The following is a 20,592-nucleotide window of genomic DNA, read 5'->3' as shown; positions in this document are numbered from 1 at the left end:
GCGCAGCAACAATCTGTGCGTCAGCAACTGGCGGAACGGTTGTTTCCGGTGCTCCGGGCTCAGCAGGGGCAGGCGCAGCAACAATCTGTGCGTCAGCAACTGGCGGAACGGTTGCTCCCGGTATTGCGGACGCAGCAGGGACGGGAGGCCCATTAAGCAATTGCTGTGTCCGCGGAACGCTTATCTGACTGTCCAGGAACAGATAATTCGGCGTGATGGATGCAAACTGACCAACGATGCCTTTTTTGGCTGTAAGAATATTGAAGGTCTGGCCAACCAGCGTTTTTGCCTCGTCTTCCGTCAGGAGGTTGGAGCGGTTCTCCAATGACACCCTGACTTCACCGCCATTGAGGGTCGCGACACCGGCGCTATCGATCAGGTCACTGCGCCCGTTGGGGCCGACTTCGACGGAATAAACTGAGCCCGCATCAAATGTCACATCACCGGTGTGCAGCGTACCGATGGAGTTACCCGGCGCTATCCTGCCTCCTGCGTTGATTGTCAGAGCACCCAACGTGCCTATACCACCCAGCGTAGCGCCCGGGCTCACAGTGACGGGGCTTTCCAGGCGGGCATCCGGATGATCACTGTCGCCAATGACAAGATGCCCATCCCGAACCAGAGTTGCACCGGTATAGCTATTCTGACCATTAAGGATGAGCCCACCGCTACCTGATTTTGTGAGCCCGCCGGAGCCCTCTATCGAGCCGTCATAGCGTGTATTGACGCTCTGGTCCAGGGTGAGCGACCCCGCTCCAAGCCGGACCGCGCCCCCCTTGCCTTCGAGCTTCGAAGCGATTAGATCGAATCCGTTGAGATCAAGCGCTCCACCATTGATGGAGTAGGCGGTGTTGTTCACGAACCCAACGCCTGTGTCAGCCCTGAGGATACCCTCCTCGACCAACGTTCCACCCGTATAGCTGTTGGGGCCTGAAAGCGCCAATGTTCCGGCCCCCAGTTTCGTGAGGCTGCCCGTGCCCGTCACGGCTTTCTTAGCAGACACCACGAGGTCGGATTCGGCAATATCGATCCATCCTTGCTGTTCGAGAACGATCTCGCGATCGAGCTCAGGCATGGACAGCCCTGCTACCCTGAGCCCGCCATTGGCAAGCCGCAGTTTAGCCTTGCTCCCTCCCAGAGCTTTATCCTCATCAACGACGAGAAGGCCCCCGTCCTTTACCAGGGTTTCACCGATAAAAGAGTGATTGTCGATACAGTAATCATCGACAGCCTGCTGAAGCTTGCTTTTGCTACCGCTGCAATTGAGCAGATCCATTTTCTCTGGAAGAGTCAGCCACGTTAAAGTGGGAGTACCTGCCTCATCCGAAACTTGTCCAAGATAAACATCATTACGATAGTTATTGCGAACAAGATTAAATTTTTTGTTTCTCCCCGCAAAGTTGTAAGCATCGGATCCCCATACAAGGCGTGTTTTTTCTTGTTTGTCTGCAACGTCTTCGTAAACTTCAAGCTGCGGTCCTACCCAGCGTAGATTCTGCGCCACGGGTTCGTGGTCTGAAAGAGAATCCGTATTATTAGGCAGCTTGGCTTGCTTGCTAAGATTACCTGATAGCTTACCATCGTCAGCAATCTCGATCCATTTGGCAAAAGGGCGAGAGACCATGATGTGATCAATGGTCACACGGTCCCAGCCTGGCCATTTGTTAGTCTGATTCTCCCCATCACTTGTCCACGTAGCACGCTGATCACCTACTTGACTAGGTTGGAATAGTTCCCTGTTCTGGTCAAGCTGAAAAAGCTGGTACTGTCTCTTGAATGTGTTAAGCGTTCTCGGAATATTGCTGTTAACTGGGTAGGTTTCATCCTGCAGCCCAGTATCTTTATTATTTTGTATAGCGGAATCTAGAGCTTTTGCCCATTGTTCCCACTTCATGCCATGAATTTTTGCTTCTTTTCCGTAATAATCTTGAACTGTTTGCGCTACTTTATGAAATTTCTCACTACCTCTACCGTCCATATACTCATAAGCAAGCGCGTAATGAAGTTCCTCCTTGTCAGCCGTTCCAAACACTAAACTCTGCTGCGTCTTCCTATTCAACCCTCGCTCTGAAACATCGCCGGCGTTGAAGTCGCCCAGAATAATCATCGGGACGTTGCTGGCTGCCGCTGCCTTATTAAAATCTTGTGCCTCAGAGACTCGAACGTGCGAACTGTCCGAGTAATCCAAATGTATGCCTGTTACGACACCTACCGGAAAACCATTGCCAGGATTAATCCTAATGCTATCTCCGGGCAACTCCTTAAAAGGCACAGAAGAGAAAACACTTCCAATCCCTTTAAAGTATAGCCCCTCGTTATCTTCATCTCTGTTAATATATTCAGGACTGCCCTTAGGATATGTATCTTCATTCTTGCGAAAATCGACAAAGCTATCTTGTTTTCGGGGAGCGCTATTCAAGACATTATTTGTATTTTGCTTGAACGCGTCATAAACTTGATCACCGTACTCCGTGTTAATTGCTTTAGCATTATTATCAAGTTCAGGCAATACAAGAATATCTGGAGACACCCCCAAAAGTAGTTCTCTCATAGAGTCTGAGTATGTGAGATTGTCTATAGTACTTCCCGATTTCCAAATCTTTGAGCTCTCCGCATGATTCCAGATATTAAAAACCATGGTTTTTATGGAAAAATTTTTCGGGATTTTTTCCTCAGCAATAGCTTCTGGCACACATAGCCCTAGGAGCAATGCACTGGTTGTTATTACTGTGGCTTTACGATGAGACCCCCTACTTCTATTCGTGATTTTCATCACACCTCTCCTTGCGCTCTTTGGTTTCAGGTCCTGTACGATCTTTCGTGAGCAACGCAACTCTGGTAGCTGGTCAAAGGAGCATGAAATACCCTAGGCCTAAAGCAAGGGAGATCTGAGAAACACAAGATGCAGTGCGTCCCACACATACACTTTGTACCGTACCTTTCAGCACAAGCGCTTTAGATTGCACGAGTTGCAGCCGTGCCCTTTTTTAATCTCTGGAAGGTCCTAATCCTAATTTAATACAATCCAGACCTTTGTCTTGACACGACAACATTGAATGGTAAAACGCCAGCAACGTGTTTGTTTGCGACAGATTTTTTTCAAAATATACTGCCAGCGACATCCTTTTCACCTAAGGAAAATCTGAAAAAGAGTTCCAGATTTGATGAAATACGCACCTCGCACAAACTGAACGGTTGAACCCCGATGAACCAGATGTCCTTCGCCAATGCTGAGTATGCCGGCAAACGTAAGCAGACCCGCCGCGAGCGCTTCCTGATCGAGATGGATCAGGTGGTGCCCTGGAAGACGCTGATTGCGTTGATCGAGCCGCATTATCGAAGGGCGAAGGTGGCCGTCCGGCGTATCCGTTGATGGCCATGTTGCGAGTTCACCTGATGCAAAACTGGTTCGGCTATAGCGATCCGGCGATGGAAGAATCACTGTATGAGACGACGATTCTGCGCCAGTTCGTGAGGTTGAACCTGGATCGGATTCCCGATGAAACCACGATCCTCAACTTCCGGCGCTTGCTGGAAAAACATGAGCTGGCGGGCGGGATTTTGCAGGTCATCAATGGTTATTTGGGGGATCGTAGTTTGATGCTGCGCCACGGCACGGTGGTCGATGCGACGATCATTCATGCACCGAGTTCGACTAAGAACCAGGACGGCAAGCGCGATCCAGAAATGCATCAAACGAAGAAGGGAAACCAATATTTCTTTGGGATGAAAGCGCACATCGGCGTCGATGCCGAGTCTGGTTTAGTCCATAGCCTGGTGGGCACGGCGGCCAATGTGGCGGACGTGACGCAGGTGGATCAGTTGCTGCACGGCGAGGAAACTTATGTCTGCGGCGACGCCGGTTACACCAGCGTGGACAAGCGAGCCGAGCATCAGGATCGCCAGATGATCTGGTCGATTGCCGCGCGTCCAAGCAGCTATAAAAAGCACGGAAAAAAGTTTGATCGGGCGGATTCGCCGCAAGATCGAGTATGCGAAAGCGCAGGTACGGGCCAAGGTTGAACATCCGTTTCGTATAATCAAGCGCCAGTTTGGTTATACGAAAGTACGCTTTCGTGGCTTGTCGAAAAACATAGCGCAACAGACAACCTTGTTCGCTTTGTCGAACCTGTGGATGGTGCGCAAACGGTTGTTAAATGCAGGAGAGGTGCGCCTGTACTGCGGGTTGATTGCCCTGAAACACAGCAATCAGAGGAAAACCCGATGAACTAAAGGCAGGAAAGGTCTGATTTTCGACCGACTCACGATTTTTTGAGCCTCAAGTAGCGCGTGCTTCAAAAATCTGCGGGTACTTCAGACCTTCCCTAGAGTTGCGTCGAGAACAATGCGGCACGCAGGAAAACGTCGCTGGCTGCTCAACCGGGGGGGGCAGGAAGGCGCCAGCGACAGACTTTATTTATTTCCGACAGACTTTATTTCATAGCTTCACTTTTTCGACACGCCAGTAAGCCTTACTCCACCGTCACTGACTTCGCCAGGTTACGTGGCTGGTCAACGTCAGTGCCTTTGAGCACGGCAACGTAGTACGACAGCAACTGCAGCGGAATGGTGTAGAGGATCGGTGACAGGGTGTCGTGAATGTGCGGCATGTTGATGACGTGGGTGCCTTCACCGTTGGTCATACCGGCTTTTTCATCTGCGAAAACGATCAACTGGCCGCCACGGGCGCGTACTTCCTGCAGGTTGGACTTGAGCTTCTCCAGCAGTTCGTTGTTCGGCGCCACGGTAACCACCGGCATGTCGTCATCCACCAGGGCCAACGGGCCGTGTTTCAGCTCACCGGCCGGGTAGGCTTCGGCGTGGATGTACGAGATTTCCTTGAGTTTCAGCGAGCCTTCCATCGCCACCGGGTACTGCGCGCCACGGCCGAGGAACAGGGTGTGGTTCTTGTCGGCGAACAGCTCGGCGACTTTTTCCACGGTGCTGTCCATGGCCAGGGCTTCACCCAGGCGGGTCGGCAGACGACGCAGTTCTTCCACCAGAGTGGCTTCGACGCCCTCGGCGAGGGTGCCGCGTACTTGACCCAGGGACAGGGTCAGCAACAACAGGCCTACCAATTGGGTAGTGAAGGCTTTGGTGGAGGCCACGCCGATTTCGCGACCAGCCTGTGTCAGCAGGGTCAGGTCGGATTCACGCACCAGGGAGCTGATGCTGACGTTGCAGATGGCCAGGCTGCCGAGGAAGCCCAGCTCCTTGGCATTGCGCAGGGCAGCCAGGGTGTCGGCGGTTTCGCCGGACTGGGAGATGGTCACGAACAGGGTGTCTGGCTGCACCACCACTTTGCGGTAGCGGAACTCGCTGGCGACTTCGACCTGGCAGGGGATGCCGGCCAATTCTTCCAGCCAATAACGCGCGACCATACCGGCGTGGTAGCTGGTGCCACAGGCAACGATTTGTACATTGCGCACTTTGGCGAACAGTACGGCGGCTTGCGGGCCGAAGGCGTTGACCAGCACCTGGTTCTGGCTCAGGCGACCTTCCAGGGTGCGTTGCACCACGGATGGCTGCTCGTGGATTTCCTTGAGCATGAAGTGGCGGAACTCGCCTTTGTCGGCGGCTTCGGCACCGTCGCGGTATTGCACGGCTTCACGCTCGACCGACTGACCGTCAACGTCCCAGATCTGTACGCTTTCACGGCGGATGTCGGCAATATCGCCTTCTTCCAGGTACATGAAACGGTCGGTCACCTGGCGCAGGGCCAGTTGGTCGGAGGCAAGGAAGTTCTCGCCCAGGCCCAGGCCGATTACCAATGGGCTGCCACTGCGCGCGGCAACCAAGCGGTCAGGCTGGCTGGCACTGATCACGGCCAGGCCGTAGGCGCCGTGCAGCTCTTTGACTGTGGCCTTGAGGGCCGTGGTCAGGTCACTGTGGTCTTTGAGCTTGTGGTTGAGCAGGTGGGCGATCACTTCGGTGTCGGTGTCCGAGGTGAACACGTAGCCCAGGCCCTTGAGTTGCTCACGCAGCACTTCGTGGTTTTCGATGATGCCGTTGTGCACCACCGCCAGGTCACCGGAAAAATGCGGGTGGGCGTTGCGTTCGCACGGCGCGCCGTGGGTCGCCCAACGGGTGTGGGCGATACCCAGGCGACCCGCCAGAGGCTCGCCGGCCAGAGCCTGGTCCAACTCGCTGACCTTGCCCGGGCGGCGCATACGCTCCAGCTTGCCGGCGTTGGTGAAGACAGCCACGCCTGCGCTGTCATAGCCGCGGTATTCCAGGCGCTTGAGGCCTTCGATCAGGATAGCAGTTACGTTACGTTCGGCGACTGCGCCAACAATTCCACACATGGTGTTTCTCCTAGATGACTGCCGCGCATATCAGCGTAATGCCGCGGGCTTGGATCTGGTCGCGGGCCTCAAGTGGCAGGCGATCATCGGTAATAAGGGTATGGACGCTGCTCCAGGGCAGCTCCAGGTTGGGAATCTTGCGGCCAATCTTGTCGGACTCGACCATCACCACCACTTCACGGGCGACCTCAGCCATCACCCGGCTCAGGCCCAGCAGTTCGTTGAAGGTGGTGGTGCCGCGCTGCAAGTCGATGCCGTCGGCGCCAATGAACAACTGATCGAAATCGTAAGAACGCAGCACCTGCTCGGCAACCTGCCCCTGGAACGAGTCCGAATGCGGGTCCCAGGTACCGCCGGTCATTAACAGCACCGGTTCATGTTCCAGTTCGCTCAGGGCGCGGGCCACATTCAAGGAGTTGGTCATAACCACCAGCCCGGGTTGATGACCGAGTTCCGGAATCATGGCGGCGGTGGTGCTGCCGCTGTCAATGATGATGCGCGCATGTTCACGCAAGCGCACCACGGCCGCACGCGCGATGGCACGCTTGTAGGCCGAGATGGGCTGGGCGGCGTCGCCTACCAGCTCTTGGGGCATGGTGATTGCGCCACCGTAGCGACGCAGGAGCAGGCCGTTACTTTCGAGGGCGGCCAAGTCCTTGCGGATGGTGACTTCCGAAGTTTCGAAACGCTTGGCCAGTTGGTCCACGCTGACTTCGCCCTGCTCATTGAGCAAGGTGAGGATATTGTGGCGCCGCTGGGGAGTATTTCGTTTCGACATGGCAGTTATAAGTTTCGTTCCGAAAGATAACGAAGGCAATCAAAACCTATTGGCGAAAGATCGTCAAGCTGGGGCGATAACTATTTTTCGAACAACACCGGCAAATGTGGGAGGGGGCTTGCCCCCGATGACGGTGTGTCAGTCACCTGATGAGTTGACTGGTCCACCGCTATCGGGAGCAAGCCCCCTCCCACATTGGAGTTTTGACGCTGCCAAGGCTGTGAATAACTCAGGTCTTCTTGATTTTGACCGGGCGTTTCCAACCGTCGATATTGCGTTGACGGGCGCGGGCTACCGCCAGCTGGGACTTATCCACATCCTGGTTGATGGTCGAGCCTGCCGCCGTATTTGAACCATCGCCAATGGTGACGGGTGCAATCAGCGAGTTATTGGAGCCAATGAATACATCTTCACCAATCGTCGTCTGGTACTTGTTGGCGCCGTCATAGTTGCAGGTGATGGTGCCGGCACCAATGTTGGTGCGGGCGCCGATGACGGCATCGCCCAGGTAAGTCAGGTGACCGACTTTTGCACCTTCGCCGAGGTGTGCGTTTTTCAGTTCGACAAAGTTACCCACATGGGCCTTGGCCCCCAGCTCGCTACCTGGACGCAAGCGCGCAAACGGCCCTGCATCGCTGCCCTCACCCATCACGGCACCGTCGACATGGCTGTTGGCCTTGACGACCACGCCTTTGCGCAAGGTGCTGTCCTTGATCACGCAGTTCGGGCCGATGACCACATTGTCTTCAATGATCACCCGGCCTTCGAGGATCACGTTGATATCGATCAGCACGTCGCGGCCTACTGTTACGTCGCCACGCACATCGAAACGCGCCGGGTCACGCAGAGTCACGCCCTGGGCCATCAGACGCAGGCCTTCACGCAACTGGTAGTGACGCTCCAGCTCTGCAAGCTGCTTGCGGTCGTTGGCGCCCTGCACTTCCATCGGGTCGTGGGGCTGCTCAGTGGCGACCACCAGGCCATCGCTGACGGCCATCTCAATGACGTCGGTGAGGTAGTACTCGCCCTGGGCATTGTTGTTGGACAGACGGCTCATCCAGTCGCCCAGCTTATCGGCAGGTACGGCAAGAATGCCGGTGTTGCCTTCGGTAATGGCGCGCTGGGCTTCACTGGCGTCCTTGTGCTCGACGATCGCGGCAACCTTGCCGTCGGCATTGCGCACGATGCGGCCATAGCCGGTAGGATCGTCCAACTCAACGGTGAGCAAGCCCATCTGGCCAGGCACTACGTGCTTGAGCAGTCGTTGCAGGGTTTCTACTTCAATCAGCGGTACATCGCCATAGAGGATCAGCACCGTGTCGGCGGTAATGAAGGGCACGGCTTGCGCGGTAGCGTGGCCGGTGCCCAGTTGCTTGTCTTGCAATACGAAATTCAAGTCGTCCGCAGCCAGACGCTCACGGACCACATCGGCACCGTGCCCGATCACCACATGAATACGTTGCGGGTCCAATTGCCGGGCGCTGTGGATAACATGACCCAGCATGGAGTTACCCGCGACCGGGTGCAGCACCTTGGGCAGGGCTGAACGCATACGGGTGCCCTGGCCTGCGGCGAGAATGACGATTTCAAGAGACATGAATGGCTACCAATCCTGGGCGGTCCGGGTTCAGACCAAAGAAGTGTTTTGCAAAAAAAGAAAAAGGGTAGCCGAGGCTACCCTTTTTAATCAATCACGCATGAAGTGTAACGGCAAGGCCGCTTACTTCTTGCGGATCTGCTGGAGCGTGCGCAGCTGAGCTGCAGCCTCGGCCAGACGAACTGCAGCAGCGCTGTAGTCGAAGTCTGCGCCTTTTTCGTTCAGGGCCTTCTCGGCAGCCTTGACGGCTTCCTGAGCGGAGGCTTCATCCAGGTCGCCAGCACGTTGCACAGTGTCGGCAAGTACCTTGACCATGTTCGGCTGAACCTCGAGGAAACCACCAGAGATGTAGAACACCTCTTTTTCCCCGCCTTGCTTGGTCAGAGTGATCGGACCTGGCTTCAAGCTTGTGATCAGCGGGGCGTGACCCATGGCGATACCAAGATCACCCAAGTCGCCGTGCGCTGTTACAAACTCGACCAGACCGGAGAAAATTTCCCCTTCCGCGCTGACGATATCGCAATGGACTGTCATAGCCATCTGATTGCCTCAACCTGATGAGCGCCCGTTGCCGGGCGCCTGGATTACAGTTTCTTGGCTTTCTCGATCGCTTCTTCGATGCCGCCGACCATGTAGAACGCTTGTTCTGGCAGGTGGTCGTAGTCACCGTTGAGGATGCCTTTGAAGCCAGCAATGGTGTCTTTCAGGGAAACGTATTTACCCGAGGCACCGGTGAAGACTTCAGCCACGAAGAACGGCTGCGACAAGAAACGCTGGATCTTACGAGCACGGTTTACCAACTGCTTGTCGGCTTCCGACAGCTCGTCCATACCCAGGATCGCAATGATGTCCTTCAGTTCTTTGTAACGCTGCAGCACGTACTGAACGCCGCGAGCGGTGTCGTAGTGCTCCTGGCCGATCACGTTCGGATCCAGCTGGCGCGAAGTCGAGTCGAGTGGATCGACCGCTGGGTAGATACCCAGGGAAGCGATGTCACGGGACAGAACGACGGTGGCGTCCAAGTGGGCGAAGGTGGTGGCTGGCGACGGGTCGGTCAAGTCATCCGCAGGTACGTATACCGCTTGGATCGAGGTGATCGAACCTTCCTTGGTCGAAGTGATACGTTCTTGCAGAACGCCCATCTCTTCAGCCAGGGTCGGCTGGTAACCTACTGCAGAAGGCATACGGCCCAGCAGTGCGGATACTTCAGTACCGGCCAGGGTATAACGGTAGATGTTGTCGACGAACAACAGAACGTCGTTACCTTCGTCACGGAACTTCTCGGCCATGGTCAGGCCAGTCAGTGCTACGCGCAGACGGTTTCCCGGCGGCTCGTTCATCTGACCGTAAACCAGTGCCACTTTGTCCAGAACGTTGGAGTCCTTCATCTCGTGGTAGAAGTCGTTACCCTCACGAGTACGCTCACCCACACCGGCGAACACGGAATAACCGCTGTGCTCGATGGCGATGTTACGGATCAGTTCCATCATGTTTACGGTCTTGCCTACACCGGCACCACCGAACAGACCGACTTTACCGCCTTTGGCGAACGGGCAAACCAGGTCGATAACCTTGATGCCGGTTTCCAGCAGGTCGTTGCCGCCCGCTTGTTCTGCGAACGAAGGTGCTGCGCGGTGAATGCCCCAGCGCTCTTCGGTAGCGATCGGGCCAGCTTCGTCGATCGGGTTGCCCAGTACGTCCATGATCCGGCCCAGGGTCGCTTTACCGACCGGTACGGAGATGGCAGCGCCAGTGTCGACAACGTCCAGACCGCGCTTCAAGCCTTCGGTGGAACCCATCGCAATGGTACGAACTACGCCGTCGCCCAGCTGCTGCTGAACTTCCAGGGTAGTTTCCGCGCCTTGTACTTTCAGCGCGTTGTAGATGCTCGGTACGCTGTCGCGTGGAAATTCCACGTCGATAACGGCGCCGATGATTTGAACGATACGTCCGCTACTCATAGCTGGATCCTCTGAATATTTGAACCGTTAAACCGCGGCAGCGCCGCCGACGATTTCCGAGATCTCTTGGGTGATCGCAGCCTGACGCGCCTTGTTGTAGATCAGCTGCAAATCGCTGATCAGATCACCGGCGTTATCGGTAGCGTTTTTCATCGCGATCATCCGCGCCGCTTGTTCAGCTGCGTTGTTCTCGACCACCGCCTGGTACACCTGCGACTCCACGTAGCGCACCATCAAGCCATCAAGCAGCTCTTTGGCGTCTGGTTCGTAGAGGTAGTCCCAGTGGTGCTTGAGTTCCTGATCCGGAGTCGCCACCAGTGGAATCAATTGCTCCACGGTTGGCTGCTGGGTCATGGTGTTGATGAACTTGTTGGATACCACGGAAAGGCGGTCAATACGGCCTTCCAGGTACGCATCCAGCATCACCTTCACACTGCCGATCAAATCATTGATCGACGGCTCTTCACCCAGATGGCTGATAGCTGCAACGACGTTACCGCCGAAGTTGCGGAAAAAGGCCGCACCCTTGCTACCCACCACACACAGATCGATCTCGACGCCGTTTTCGCGGTTTACCGCCATGTCCTTGACCAGGGCCTTGAACAGGTTGGTATTCAGACCACCGCACAAACCACGGTCACTGCTCACTACCACATAACCTGCACGCTTGACGGCGCGCTCGATCATGAACGGGTGGCGGTATTCCGGGTTGGCGTTGGCCAGATGCCCAATTACCTGGCGGATACGCTCCGCATAAGGACGGCTAGCAGCCATGCGCATTTGTGCCTTGCGCATTTTGCTGACCGCCACTTTTTCCATGGCGCTGGTAATTTTTTGCGTGCTTTTGATGCTCGCAATCTTACTGCGAATCTCTTTTGCGCCTGCCATGTAACACCTATCAGGTTAGCAAGCGGGAGCCTTGCGGCTCCCGCTGCGGCTTACCAGGTTTGGGTGGCCTTGAACTTCTCGATACCGGCTTTCATGCCAGCGTCGATATCGTCATTGAAGTCACCCTTCACGTTGATCTTCGCCATCAATTCGGCGTGATCGCGGTTGAAGTAAGCAATCAGCGCTTGTTCAAAGCTGCCGACCTTGGCGATTTCAACGTCGGTCAGGAACCCACGCTCAGCGGCATACAGCGACAACGCCATGTCAGCGATCGACATTGGGGCGTATTGCTTCTGCTTCATCAGCTCGGTAACGCGCTGACCATGCTCAAGTTGCTTACGGGTCGCTTCGTCCAGGTCAGAAGCGAACTGGGCGAATGCCGCCAGTTCACGGTACTGAGCCAGAGCGGTACGGATACCACCGGAGAGCTTCTTGATGATCTTGGTCTGAGCGGCACCACCCACACGGGATACCGAAACACCGGCGTTCACAGCAGGACGGATCCCGGAGTTGAACATGGCCGATTCCAGGAAGATCTGACCGTCAGTGATGGAAATCACGTTGGTCGGAACGAACGCGGAAACGTCGCCAGCCTGGGTTTCGATGATCGGCAGTGCGGTCAGGGAACCGGTTTTGCCGGTCACTGCGCCGTTGGTGAACTTCTCTACGTATTCTTCCGAAACGCGGGAAGCGCGCTCCAGCAGACGGGAGTGGAGATAGAACACGTCGCCTGGGTAGGCTTCACGGCCTGGTGGACGGCGCAGCAGCAGGGAAATCTGGCGGTAAGCCACTGCTTGCTTGGACAGATCGTCATAAACGATCAGCGCGTCTTCACCGCGGTCGCGGAAGAATTCACCCATGGTGCAACCGGAGTACGGTGCCAGGAATTGCAGCGCAGGAGATTCCGAAGCACTGGCAGCCACGATGATCGTGTTGGCCAGGGCGCCGTTTTCTTCCAGCTTGCGAACCACGTTGGCGATGGTCGATTGCTTCTGACCGATGGCTACGTAGACGCAGAAAATGCCGCTGTCTTTCTGGTTGATGATCGCGTCGATCGCCAGAGCGGTTTTACCGATCTGACGGTCACCGATGATCAGCTCACGCTGGCCACGGCCGACCGGGATCATGGCATCGACAGCCTTGTAGCCAGTCTGTACAGGCTGGTCTACCGACTTACGCCAGATCACGCCTGGAGCAACTTTCTCGACCGCGTCGGTCTCGGTGTTGCCCAGTGGACCTTTACCGTCAACAGGGTTACCCAGTGCGTCGACTACGCGACCCAGCAGTTCCTTACCAACCGGAACTTCCAGGATGCGGCCTGTGCACTTGGCGCTCATGCCTTCAGCCAGACTGGTGTACGCGCCCAATACAACGGCACCTACGGAGTCTTGCTCCAGGTTGAGGGCCATACCGTAGACGCCGCCCGGAAACTCGATCATCTCGCCGTACATTACGTCGGCCAGACCGTGAATCCGCACGATGCCGTCAGATACGCTGACGACAGTGCCTTCGTTACGGGCTTGGGAGGTCACATCGAGCTTGTCGATGCGGCCCTTGATAATTTCACTTATTTCGGAAGGATTGAGTTGCTGCATTGCTCTGCTGCCCCTTCAAACTCAAGATTTCAATGCTTCGGCAAGTTTCGCGATTTTGCCGCGAATCGAGCCATCGATAACCAGGTCGCCGGCACGGATAACAACACCACCAATCAGGGATGCGTCCTCCGAAGCTTGCAGGCGCACTTCCCGATTGAGTCGTGCACTGAGAACCTTGGCGAGTTTGTCTTGCTGTTCTTGGTTCAATGCGAAAGCACTGGTCACTTCAACGTCTACCGATTTCTCTGCTTCGGCCTTGTACAGGTCGAACAGAGCGGCGATCTCCGGCAATAGCGGGAGACGGTCGTTTTCGGCAATGACGTGGATGAAGTTCTGCACCTTCACATCAAACTTGTCGCCGCACACTTCAATAAAAGTGGCGGCCTTGTCTGCGCTCGTCAGGCGCGGGGCCTTGAGCACGCGCTGCATGGTGTCGTCTTGCGACACTGCTGCAGCCAGGCCGAGCATGGCTGACCAAGAGGCCAGCTGCTGGTGGGCCTGGGCGTGCTCGAAGGCTGCCTTAGCGTAAGGTCGGGCCAACGTGGTCAGTTCTGCCATGATCGCCCTCGCTTAAATTTCAGCAGCCAGTTTGTTAACCAGCTCCGCGTGCGCGTTTTGATCGATTGTGGCACCGAGGATCTTCTCAGCACCGCCGACCGCCAGAGCACCCAGTTGGGCACGCAGCGCGTCTTTGACGCCGTTCAGTTCCTGTTCGATCTCGGCATGAGCCGAAGCCTTCACACGGTCAGCTTCGACGCGGGCTTTTTCAACAGCCTCTTCGACGATCTGGTTACCGCGTTTCTTGGCTTGCTCAATGATCTCGGCTGCCTGTGCTTTAGCTTCGCGCAGTTGCTGACCCACTTTCTCGTGGGCCAACTCCAGGTCGCGAGCTGCACGGCTGGCAGCGTCCAAACCATCCGCGATCTTCTTCTGACGTTCGTGCAAAGCCGCGATGACCGGAGGCCACACGAACTTCATGCAAAACACTACAAAAATGAAGAACGCAACGGATTGGCCAATCAGGGTTGCATTAATGTTCACGCCAACACCTCGCTCATTCGTTGTCCATCACCCCAATCACTCGAAAATTCGAGTGATTAGCCAGCGAGTTGACCAACGAAGGGGTTCGCGAAGGTGAAGAACAGTGCGATACCAACGCCGATCATGGTCACGGCGTCGAGCAGGCCGGCGACGATGAACATTTTAACTTGCAGCATTGGGACCATTTCTGGCTGACGCGCGGCGCCTTCCAGGAATTTGCCGCCCAGCAGGCCGAAACCAATGGCAGTACCCAGGGCGCCCAGGCCGATCAACAGTGCAACAGCGATAGCGGTTAGACCAACTACAGTTTCCATCTTTCCTCCCGACTTTTACGTCGTATGGTTTAGGTTTTTTAGATTTTAAAGCGGTAAAACAAATCGTTTCATAGCCCTGTTGGGCCACCTTCCCGTTTGACCGGGAAGGACATCAGACTAGTCGAGACTGGTCTTAATGGTTCTCTTCGTGCGCCATCGACAGGTAGACGATGGTCAGCATCATGAAGATGAAGGCCTGCAGGGTAATGATCAGGATGTGGAACACAGCCCACGCCCACTGCAGTACTACGCCCAGGCCGCTAAGCCAGAGCAGACCGCTGCCAAACATCACAGCGATCAGAATGAACACCAGCTCGCCGGCATACATGTTGCCGAACAGTCGCAGAGCCAGGGAAATCGGCTTGGCGATCAAGGTGACGAATTCCAGCAGGAAGTTCACCGGGATCAGCAGGGCTTGAACGAAGATGTTCTTGCTGCCGAACGGGTGCAGGGTCAGTTCGCCGATGAAGCCGCCGATGCCCTTGACCTTGATGCTGTAGAAAATGATCAACGCGAACACCGACAGGGCCATGCCCAGGGTAGCGTTCGGGTCAGTGGTGGATACGGCACGGAATGGGATGTGCGGATCGCCGGAGATCGCCATGGCCAACTGAGGAATCCAGTCCACCGGGATCAGGTCGACGGCGTTCATCAGGAATACCCAGACGAAGATGGTCAGTGCCAACGGTGCAATCACCGGGCTACGGCCATGGAAGCTGTCTTTCACGCTGCCATCGACGAATTCGACCAATACTTCAACGAAGTTCTGCAAAGCACCTGGCTGACCGGAAGTCGCCTTCTTTGCCGCCATGCGGAAAATCAGGACGAAGATCAGACCCAATGCGACCGACCAACCCAGAGTATCCAGGTGGAAAGCCCAGAAACCCATTTCTTTGGCTTCTGCTGCGGTGTGGGCAAAGCCCCAGCCGCCATTAGGAAGCTGACCGAAGGTCAGGTTCTGCAAGTGGTGCTGGATATAGCCCGAAGCGGTTGTTTCTGCCATGGTTGCCTCAAACGCCCTAAGGTTTCGAAAGTCTTGTTTTCATTAGCAGGGGAGCGAACCAGCTGACCAGTTGGGTCAACACGAAGACGCCGAATACAGCCAGCGGCGCCAATGGCTTCACACCTGCAAAGGTCAGTGCAAACAGCACTGCCGTCAAAATCAGTTTCCCTGCTTCGCCGGCATAAAAAGACCGCACGATAGCCTGGGCTGCTCGGGCGCCGGAAAACCGAAAGGCCCTGTGAGCAAAATACATATTGGGCAGCAAGGCTATCAGGCCTCCGCAGAGTCCTGAATATCCGGCTACGACTCCATGCCAGTACCAAAGCGCCAAAGCGGCGATCAGCAAAATGACAAATTGAGCCAACAAAACCGGGAAAACAGCCAAGCGATGGAACGGCAACGTGTTTGGCGTGCGGGTTTCCATCACTCTTGCTCCTCAATGGTCGGCTGCCGGAAATCAATAACTTGGCATAATTTGTGCCGACAAAATGCGCGCAGAGTATAGGGGCGGTTCTGCCCCTATTCAACTGTCGGGTAGTGATTTCCGATCACGCGCTACATAAGCAAATGTTTCAGCGGATGTGGGCAAGGACGCCCTGAAGCTCATCGAGAGAGTTATATCCGATGACCAGTTGGCCTTTGCCCTTCTTGCCGTGGCGAATTTGCACCGCAGAGCCTAGCCGCTCGGCCAGGCGCTGCTCGAGGCGCGCGATATCCGGATCAGGTTTGGCGGTTTCAACCGGTGCAGGTTTACCGCTGAGCCACTGGCGAACCAGGGCCTCGGTCTGACGAACGGTGAGCCCTCGTGCGACAACGTGTCGCGCCCCTTCAACCTGTTGATTTTCCGGCAAACCCAGCAAAGCACGAGCGTGGCCCATTTCCAGATCGCCATGGGACAACATGGTCTTGATGACTTCCGGCAAGGCGATCAGACGCAGCAAGTTGGAAACCGTGACACGGGATTTTCCGACCGCCTCGGCCACTTGTTGCTGGGTCAGCTGAAATTCCTGCTGCAAACGCTGCAACGCGATCGCTTCTTCGATCGGGTTGAGGTCCTCACGCTGGATGTTCTCGATCAACGCCATGGCGATGGCAGTTTCATCCGGCACATCACGCACCATCGCCGGGATGGTTTCCTTGCCTGCCTGTTGGCTGGCGCGCCAGCGACGTTCACCGGCGATGATCTCAAAGCGACCACTGCCAATTGGGCGCACCACAATCGGTTGCATCACGCCCTGGGCCTTGATCGAGTTGGCCAGTTCTTCCAGCGCCTGGGGATCCATGTCCCGCCGCGGCTGGTATTTGCCGCGCTGGATCAGATCCAGGGGCAAGTGCTGCAGCTCGCGCTCGTCGGCCTGCACCGCTTGTTCTTCAAGCGATGTGACGGTAGGACCACTCAGGAGTGCATCCAGTCCACGTCCGAGACCTCGTTTCTTGACGGCCATGGGGATTCCTTAAGTTGGCTGGGCTGCAGCGGTGCGTGAATTGCGGCGTTGACGACGAACCATCTCGCCAGCCAGCGCCAGGTAGGCAATGGCACCACGCGAGGATTTATCGTACGCCAGCGCGGGCATGCCATAGCTTGGTGCTTCGGCCAGGCGGATGTTGCGTGGAATCACGGTGTCGTACAACTGATCGCCAAAATGTTCCTTGAGCTGCGCCGAGACATCGTTCATCAGGCTCAGGCGCGGGTCATACATTGTCCGCAGCAGGCCTTCGACTTTCAGGTTCGGGTTGAGCAACTCAGCGATACGCTTGATGTTATCCACAAGGTCGCTCAAGCCCTCAAGGGCGAAGTACTCGCACTGCATGGGGATAATCACCCCATCGGCGGCAACCAGCGCGTTGAGTGTGAGCATCGACAGCGACGGCGGGCAGTCGATCAAAATGTAGTCGTAATTCTCGCGGATAGGTGCCAAGGCGCTGCGCAGACGGCTTTCTTTCATCTGCATTTCCAGCAACACCACTTCCGCCGCGGTCAAATCGCGGTTGGCCGGCAGCAGTTGGTAACCACCGTGCTCGGAATAGTGCATGGCCTGGGCCAGGTCACATTCACCAATCAGCAAATCGTAGACCGAGTTTTCAAGGCCGTGTTTATCCACACCGCTACCCATGGTGGCGTTGCCCTGTGGATCGAGATCGATCAACAGCACCCGACGCTTGGTGGCGACCAGGGATGCTGCGAGGTTGATACAGGTGGTGGTTTTACCCACACCACCTTTCTGGTTCGCAATCGCGAATACCTTAGCCATTCTTGCTTGTGTTCCCAATCATGCCGTGTGGCGCAGTATCAGCAGATGGCGTTGGCCTTGGCAACCGGGGACGGCCAAGGCGTGTTCGCTATCGAGGTGGAAGTCTGCCGGCAATGCTAACAGCTCGTCGCTTGGATGGACGCCCTTCATTGCCAGCCAGCGCGTGTCGCGATCGCCTAGATGGCGAGTCCAGTTGCTGAAGTTCTCCATGCTGCTGAACGCCCGGGAAACAATTCCGTGGAAAGGCTGTTCAGGCGTAAAGGCTTCGACGCGACTGTGGATAACGTGCAGGTTGTCCAGCTTGAGTTCGAGTTTGACCTGGGTCAGGAAGCGGGTTTTCTTGCCGTTGCTGTCCAGGCAGGTCACTTGCGACTCGGGAAACAGGATGGCCAGCGGAATACCAGGCATCCCGCCGCCGCTGCCGACATCCAGCCAGCGACCGTTTTCGATGAACGGCATCACACTGAGACTATCGAGCAGATGGCGCGAGACCATTTCGTCTGGATCACGCACTGCGGTCAGGTTGTAGGCCTTGTTCCATTTGATCAACAGGGCCAGGTAGCCCAGCAGTAACTCATGCTGGACTTCGGTCAACGCTACGCCCAACTGGCGCGCCCCTGTGGATAACTCTTCGGCGTGTTGCGAGGTGACCAACGAACTCAAGCGCTTTGCTCCAACTGACGGCCCGCGCCGCGTTTTTTCAAATGAATCATCAACAGCGAAATAGCTGCTGGGGTCACGCCAGGGATACGTGAAGCCTGCCCGAGTGTTTCAGGCCGAGTTATCCCCAGCTTGCTTTGAATTTCTTTCGACAGCCCGGAAATCCCGGTGTAGTCGATATCCACAGGTAACTTGGTATCTTCACTGGCGCGCAGGCGAGCGATTTCGTCCTGCTGGCGATCAATGTAACCGGCATACTTGGTCTTGATCTCCACCTGTTCGGCGACTTGTGGGTCTTCTGCGCCCTGGCCTGTCACTTCAACCAGACCAGCGTAGTCGATTTCCGGACGAGAAAGCAGGTTGAGCAAGTTGTACTCATGGGTCAACGGCGTGCCGAATTTTTCCGCGATCGCGTCGCCCTGCTCGGTGCCTGGGCGAACCCAGGTACTTTTCAGGCGTTGCTCTTCAAGCGCAATGCTTTCACGTTTTTTGCAGAAGGCAGCCCAGCGCGCGTCATCGACCAGGCCCAACTCGCGACCTTTTTCAGTCAGGCGTAGATCGGCGTTGTCTTCGCGCAGGATCAGACGGTATTCCGCGCGGGAAGTGAACATGCGGTACGGTTCCTGGGTGCCCAGGGTGATCAGGTCATCGACCAATACGCCGATGTACGCTTCATCACGACGCGGGCACCAGCTGTCTTTGCCTTGTGCACGCAATGCCGCGTTGGTTCCGGCCAGCAAACCTTGGGCGCCGGCTTCTTCGTAACCGGTGGTCCCGTTGATTTGGCCAGCAAAGAACAACCCCCCGATCACCTTGGTTTCCAGGCTGTATTTCAGATCACGCGGGTCGAAGTAGTCGTACTCAATGGCGTAGCCGGGACGCACGATGTGCGCATTTTCCATACCGCGAATCGATTGCACGATCTGGATCTGCACATCGAACGGCAGCGAGGTGGAAATCCCGTTGGGGTACAGCTCGTGAGTGGTCAAGCCTTCGGGTTCGATAAAGACCTGGTGGCTTTCCTTGTCGGCAAAGCGGTGGATCTTGTCTTCGATCGACGGGCAATACCGCGGGCCAATGCCTTCGATTACCCCGGAATACATCGGCGAACGATCAAGGTTCGCGGCAATGATTTCGTGGGTACGGGCGTTGGTGTGGGTAATCCAGCAACTGACCTGTTTGGGGTGCTGTTCTTTGGAACCCATGAACGACATCACCGGGATCGGCGTATCGCCGGCTTGCTCGGTCATCACCGAGAAATCCACAGAGCGCCCGTCAATGCGTGGCGGGGTACCGGTTTTCAAGCGGCCGACGCGCAGCGGCAGTTCACGCAGACGTTTTGCCAGGGCAATCGACGGCGGATCACCAGCGCGACCACCGGAATAATTTTGCATACCGATGTGGATAAGTCCGCCGAGGAACGTCCCTGTGGTCAGTACTACCGAATCTGCGTGAAAACGCAGACCCATTTGCGTGACGACACCGCGTACCTGGTCCTGCTCGACGATCAGGTCATCGGCAGCCTGCTGAAATATCCACAGGTTCGGCTGGTTTTCCAGGGTTTCGCGCACCGCTGCCTTGTACAGGATGCGGTCGGCCTGGGCTCGGGTAGCCCTTACGGCCGGGCCTTTACGGCTGTTTAGCACGCGAAATTGAATACCACCTTTGTCGGTGGCCATCGCCATTACACCGCCAAGGGCATCGATTTCCTTGACCAGATGGCTTTTGCCAATCCCGCCAATAGCGGGGTTGCAACTCATGGCACCGAGGGTTTCCACGTTGTGCGTAAGCAACAGGGTTTTTACGCCCATGCGTGCTGACGCCAGTGCTGCCTCGGTACCGGCATGACCGCCGCCGATGACGATCACTTCAAAACGGGAAGGGAAATCCACCACGCACCTCGTGCCTGCTTATGTAGGTAATCAGGAATTGTCTGTTGAAAGAGTTTTGGAGCTATGGCGGCAAGTATAGGGACTTCGCCCTTCCTAAAGAACCCTTTGCACAAAATTTAACCAGCTGTGGATGAATCACAGACAATAGAAATTAAAAGAGAGAAATTTATTAAATCTTTGTTTTTATGTTTATTTCTACTGAGCAACGTTTCTGTGGATAGATCTCTACAGCCCTTTATATTCAATGTGTACAGCGATTCAAAAGTCTGTGGTCATGTGCCAATGAGGCCCTTGGATAAGTGCTTT

General features: G+C 55.9%; 17 protein-coding genes and 1 pseudogene. 1 reads left to right on the top strand and 17 read right to left on the bottom strand.

Features of this window, described 5'->3' with window-relative positions; genetic code table 11:
* On the bottom strand, positions 1-2,773 hold a 2,773-nt coding region (locus tag E4P00_RS22650; RefSeq protein WP_248133114.1), incomplete at its 3' end, for an autotransporter-associated beta strand repeat-containing protein.
* 432 nt (positions 2,774-3,205) lie between these two features.
* On the opposite strand from E4P00_RS22650, the pseudogene E4P00_RS22645 reads away from it, so the two are divergent.
* Positions 3,206-4,228: pseudogene (locus E4P00_RS22645) on the top strand (IS5 family transposase).
* A 244-nt stretch (positions 4,229-4,472) separates the two neighbouring features.
* On the opposite strand, the gene glmS reads toward E4P00_RS22645, so the two are convergent.
* The 16 genes from glmS to mnmG all read right to left on the bottom strand — a co-directional run bounded on the left by glmS (position 4,473) and on the right by mnmG (position 20,286).
* Positions 4,473-6,305 carry a glutamine--fructose-6-phosphate transaminase (isomerizing) gene (glmS, locus tag E4P00_RS22640; RefSeq protein WP_248133112.1) on the bottom strand — a complete coding sequence of 611 codons (1,833 nt, stop codon included), beginning with the start codon at positions 6,303-6,305 and terminating at the stop codon, positions 4,473-4,475.
* Between the two features lie 10 nt (positions 6,306-6,315).
* Positions 6,316-7,083 (bottom strand): DeoR family transcriptional regulator, encoded by a 768-nt coding sequence (locus E4P00_RS22635; RefSeq protein ID WP_032878617.1) that lies wholly within the window; start codon positions 7,081-7,083, stop codon positions 6,316-6,318.
* Between the two features lie 229 nt (positions 7,084-7,312).
* Complete coding sequence (gene glmU / locus E4P00_RS22630; RefSeq protein WP_032878616.1) at positions 7,313-8,680, bottom strand: bifunctional UDP-N-acetylglucosamine diphosphorylase/glucosamine-1-phosphate N-acetyltransferase GlmU; 1,368 nt, start codon at positions 8,678-8,680, stop codon at positions 7,313-7,315.
* Between the two features lie 123 nt (positions 8,681-8,803).
* Positions 8,804-9,220, bottom strand: coding sequence for a F0F1 ATP synthase subunit epsilon (locus E4P00_RS22625; RefSeq protein ID WP_005792601.1), 417 nt, complete (start codon positions 9,218-9,220; stop codon positions 8,804-8,806).
* A gap of 44 nt (positions 9,221-9,264) precedes the next feature.
* Entirely contained in the window at positions 9,265-10,641 is a 1,377-nt protein-coding gene (gene atpD, locus E4P00_RS22620; protein ID WP_003195827.1) for a F0F1 ATP synthase subunit beta, read from the bottom strand.
* 27 nt (positions 10,642-10,668) lie between these two features.
* Positions 10,669-11,529, bottom strand: coding sequence for a F0F1 ATP synthase subunit gamma (gene atpG / locus E4P00_RS22615; RefSeq protein ID WP_005792602.1), 861 nt, complete (start codon positions 11,527-11,529; stop codon positions 10,669-10,671).
* A 50-nt stretch (positions 11,530-11,579) separates the two neighbouring features.
* Entirely contained in the window at positions 11,580-13,124 is a 1,545-nt protein-coding gene (gene atpA, locus E4P00_RS22610; protein WP_003195831.1) for a F0F1 ATP synthase subunit alpha, read from the bottom strand.
* Positions 13,125-13,145: 21 nt separating this feature from the next.
* Entirely contained in the window at positions 13,146-13,682 is a 537-nt protein-coding gene (locus E4P00_RS22605; protein WP_003195833.1) for a F0F1 ATP synthase subunit delta, read from the bottom strand.
* Between the two features lie 12 nt (positions 13,683-13,694).
* Entirely contained in the window at positions 13,695-14,165 is a 471-nt protein-coding gene (locus E4P00_RS22600) for a F0F1 ATP synthase subunit B (RefSeq protein ID WP_003195835.1), read from the bottom strand.
* A 56-nt stretch (positions 14,166-14,221) separates the two neighbouring features.
* Entirely contained in the window at positions 14,222-14,479 is a 258-nt protein-coding gene (atpE, locus tag E4P00_RS22595; protein WP_002555987.1) for a F0F1 ATP synthase subunit C, read from the bottom strand.
* A 133-nt stretch (positions 14,480-14,612) separates the two neighbouring features.
* A complete protein-coding gene (atpB, locus tag E4P00_RS22590) occupies positions 14,613-15,482 on the bottom strand; it encodes a F0F1 ATP synthase subunit A (RefSeq protein ID WP_003195886.1) in 870 nt (289 codons plus the stop codon).
* Between the two features lie 16 nt (positions 15,483-15,498).
* Positions 15,499-15,906 carry a F0F1 ATP synthase subunit I gene (locus E4P00_RS22585; protein ID WP_010565865.1) on the bottom strand — a complete coding sequence of 136 codons (408 nt, stop codon included), beginning with the start codon at positions 15,904-15,906 and terminating at the stop codon, positions 15,499-15,501.
* Positions 15,907-16,054: 148 nt separating this feature from the next.
* Positions 16,055-16,927 carry a ParB/RepB/Spo0J family partition protein gene (locus E4P00_RS22580; protein ID WP_057701858.1) on the bottom strand — a complete coding sequence of 291 codons (873 nt, stop codon included), beginning with the start codon at positions 16,925-16,927 and terminating at the stop codon, positions 16,055-16,057.
* Positions 16,928-16,936: 9 nt separating this feature from the next.
* A complete protein-coding gene (locus E4P00_RS22575; protein ID WP_005792605.1) occupies positions 16,937-17,734 on the bottom strand; it encodes a ParA family protein in 798 nt (265 codons plus the stop codon).
* An 18-nt stretch (positions 17,735-17,752) separates the two neighbouring features.
* Positions 17,753-18,397 carry a 16S rRNA (guanine(527)-N(7))-methyltransferase RsmG gene (rsmG, locus tag E4P00_RS22570; RefSeq protein WP_248133109.1) on the bottom strand — a complete coding sequence of 215 codons (645 nt, stop codon included), beginning with the start codon at positions 18,395-18,397 and terminating at the stop codon, positions 17,753-17,755.
* The gene (mnmG, locus tag E4P00_RS22565; RefSeq protein WP_005792607.1) at positions 18,394-20,286 is read right to left on the bottom strand and encodes a tRNA uridine-5-carboxymethylaminomethyl(34) synthesis enzyme MnmG; all 1,893 of its coding nucleotides are present in this window, start codon (positions 20,284-20,286) and stop codon (positions 18,394-18,396) included. Before mnmG ends, rsmG begins: the two co-directional genes overlap by 4 nt.
* Between the last annotated feature and the right edge of the window lie 306 nt (positions 20,287-20,592).

The sequence above is a fragment of the Pseudomonas sp. B329 genome (assembly GCF_023127835.1).
Classification (GTDB): domain Bacteria; phylum Pseudomonadota; class Gammaproteobacteria; order Pseudomonadales; family Pseudomonadaceae; genus Aquipseudomonas; species Aquipseudomonas synxantha_A.
This window is presented reverse-complemented; position numbering and strand designations above follow the sequence as displayed.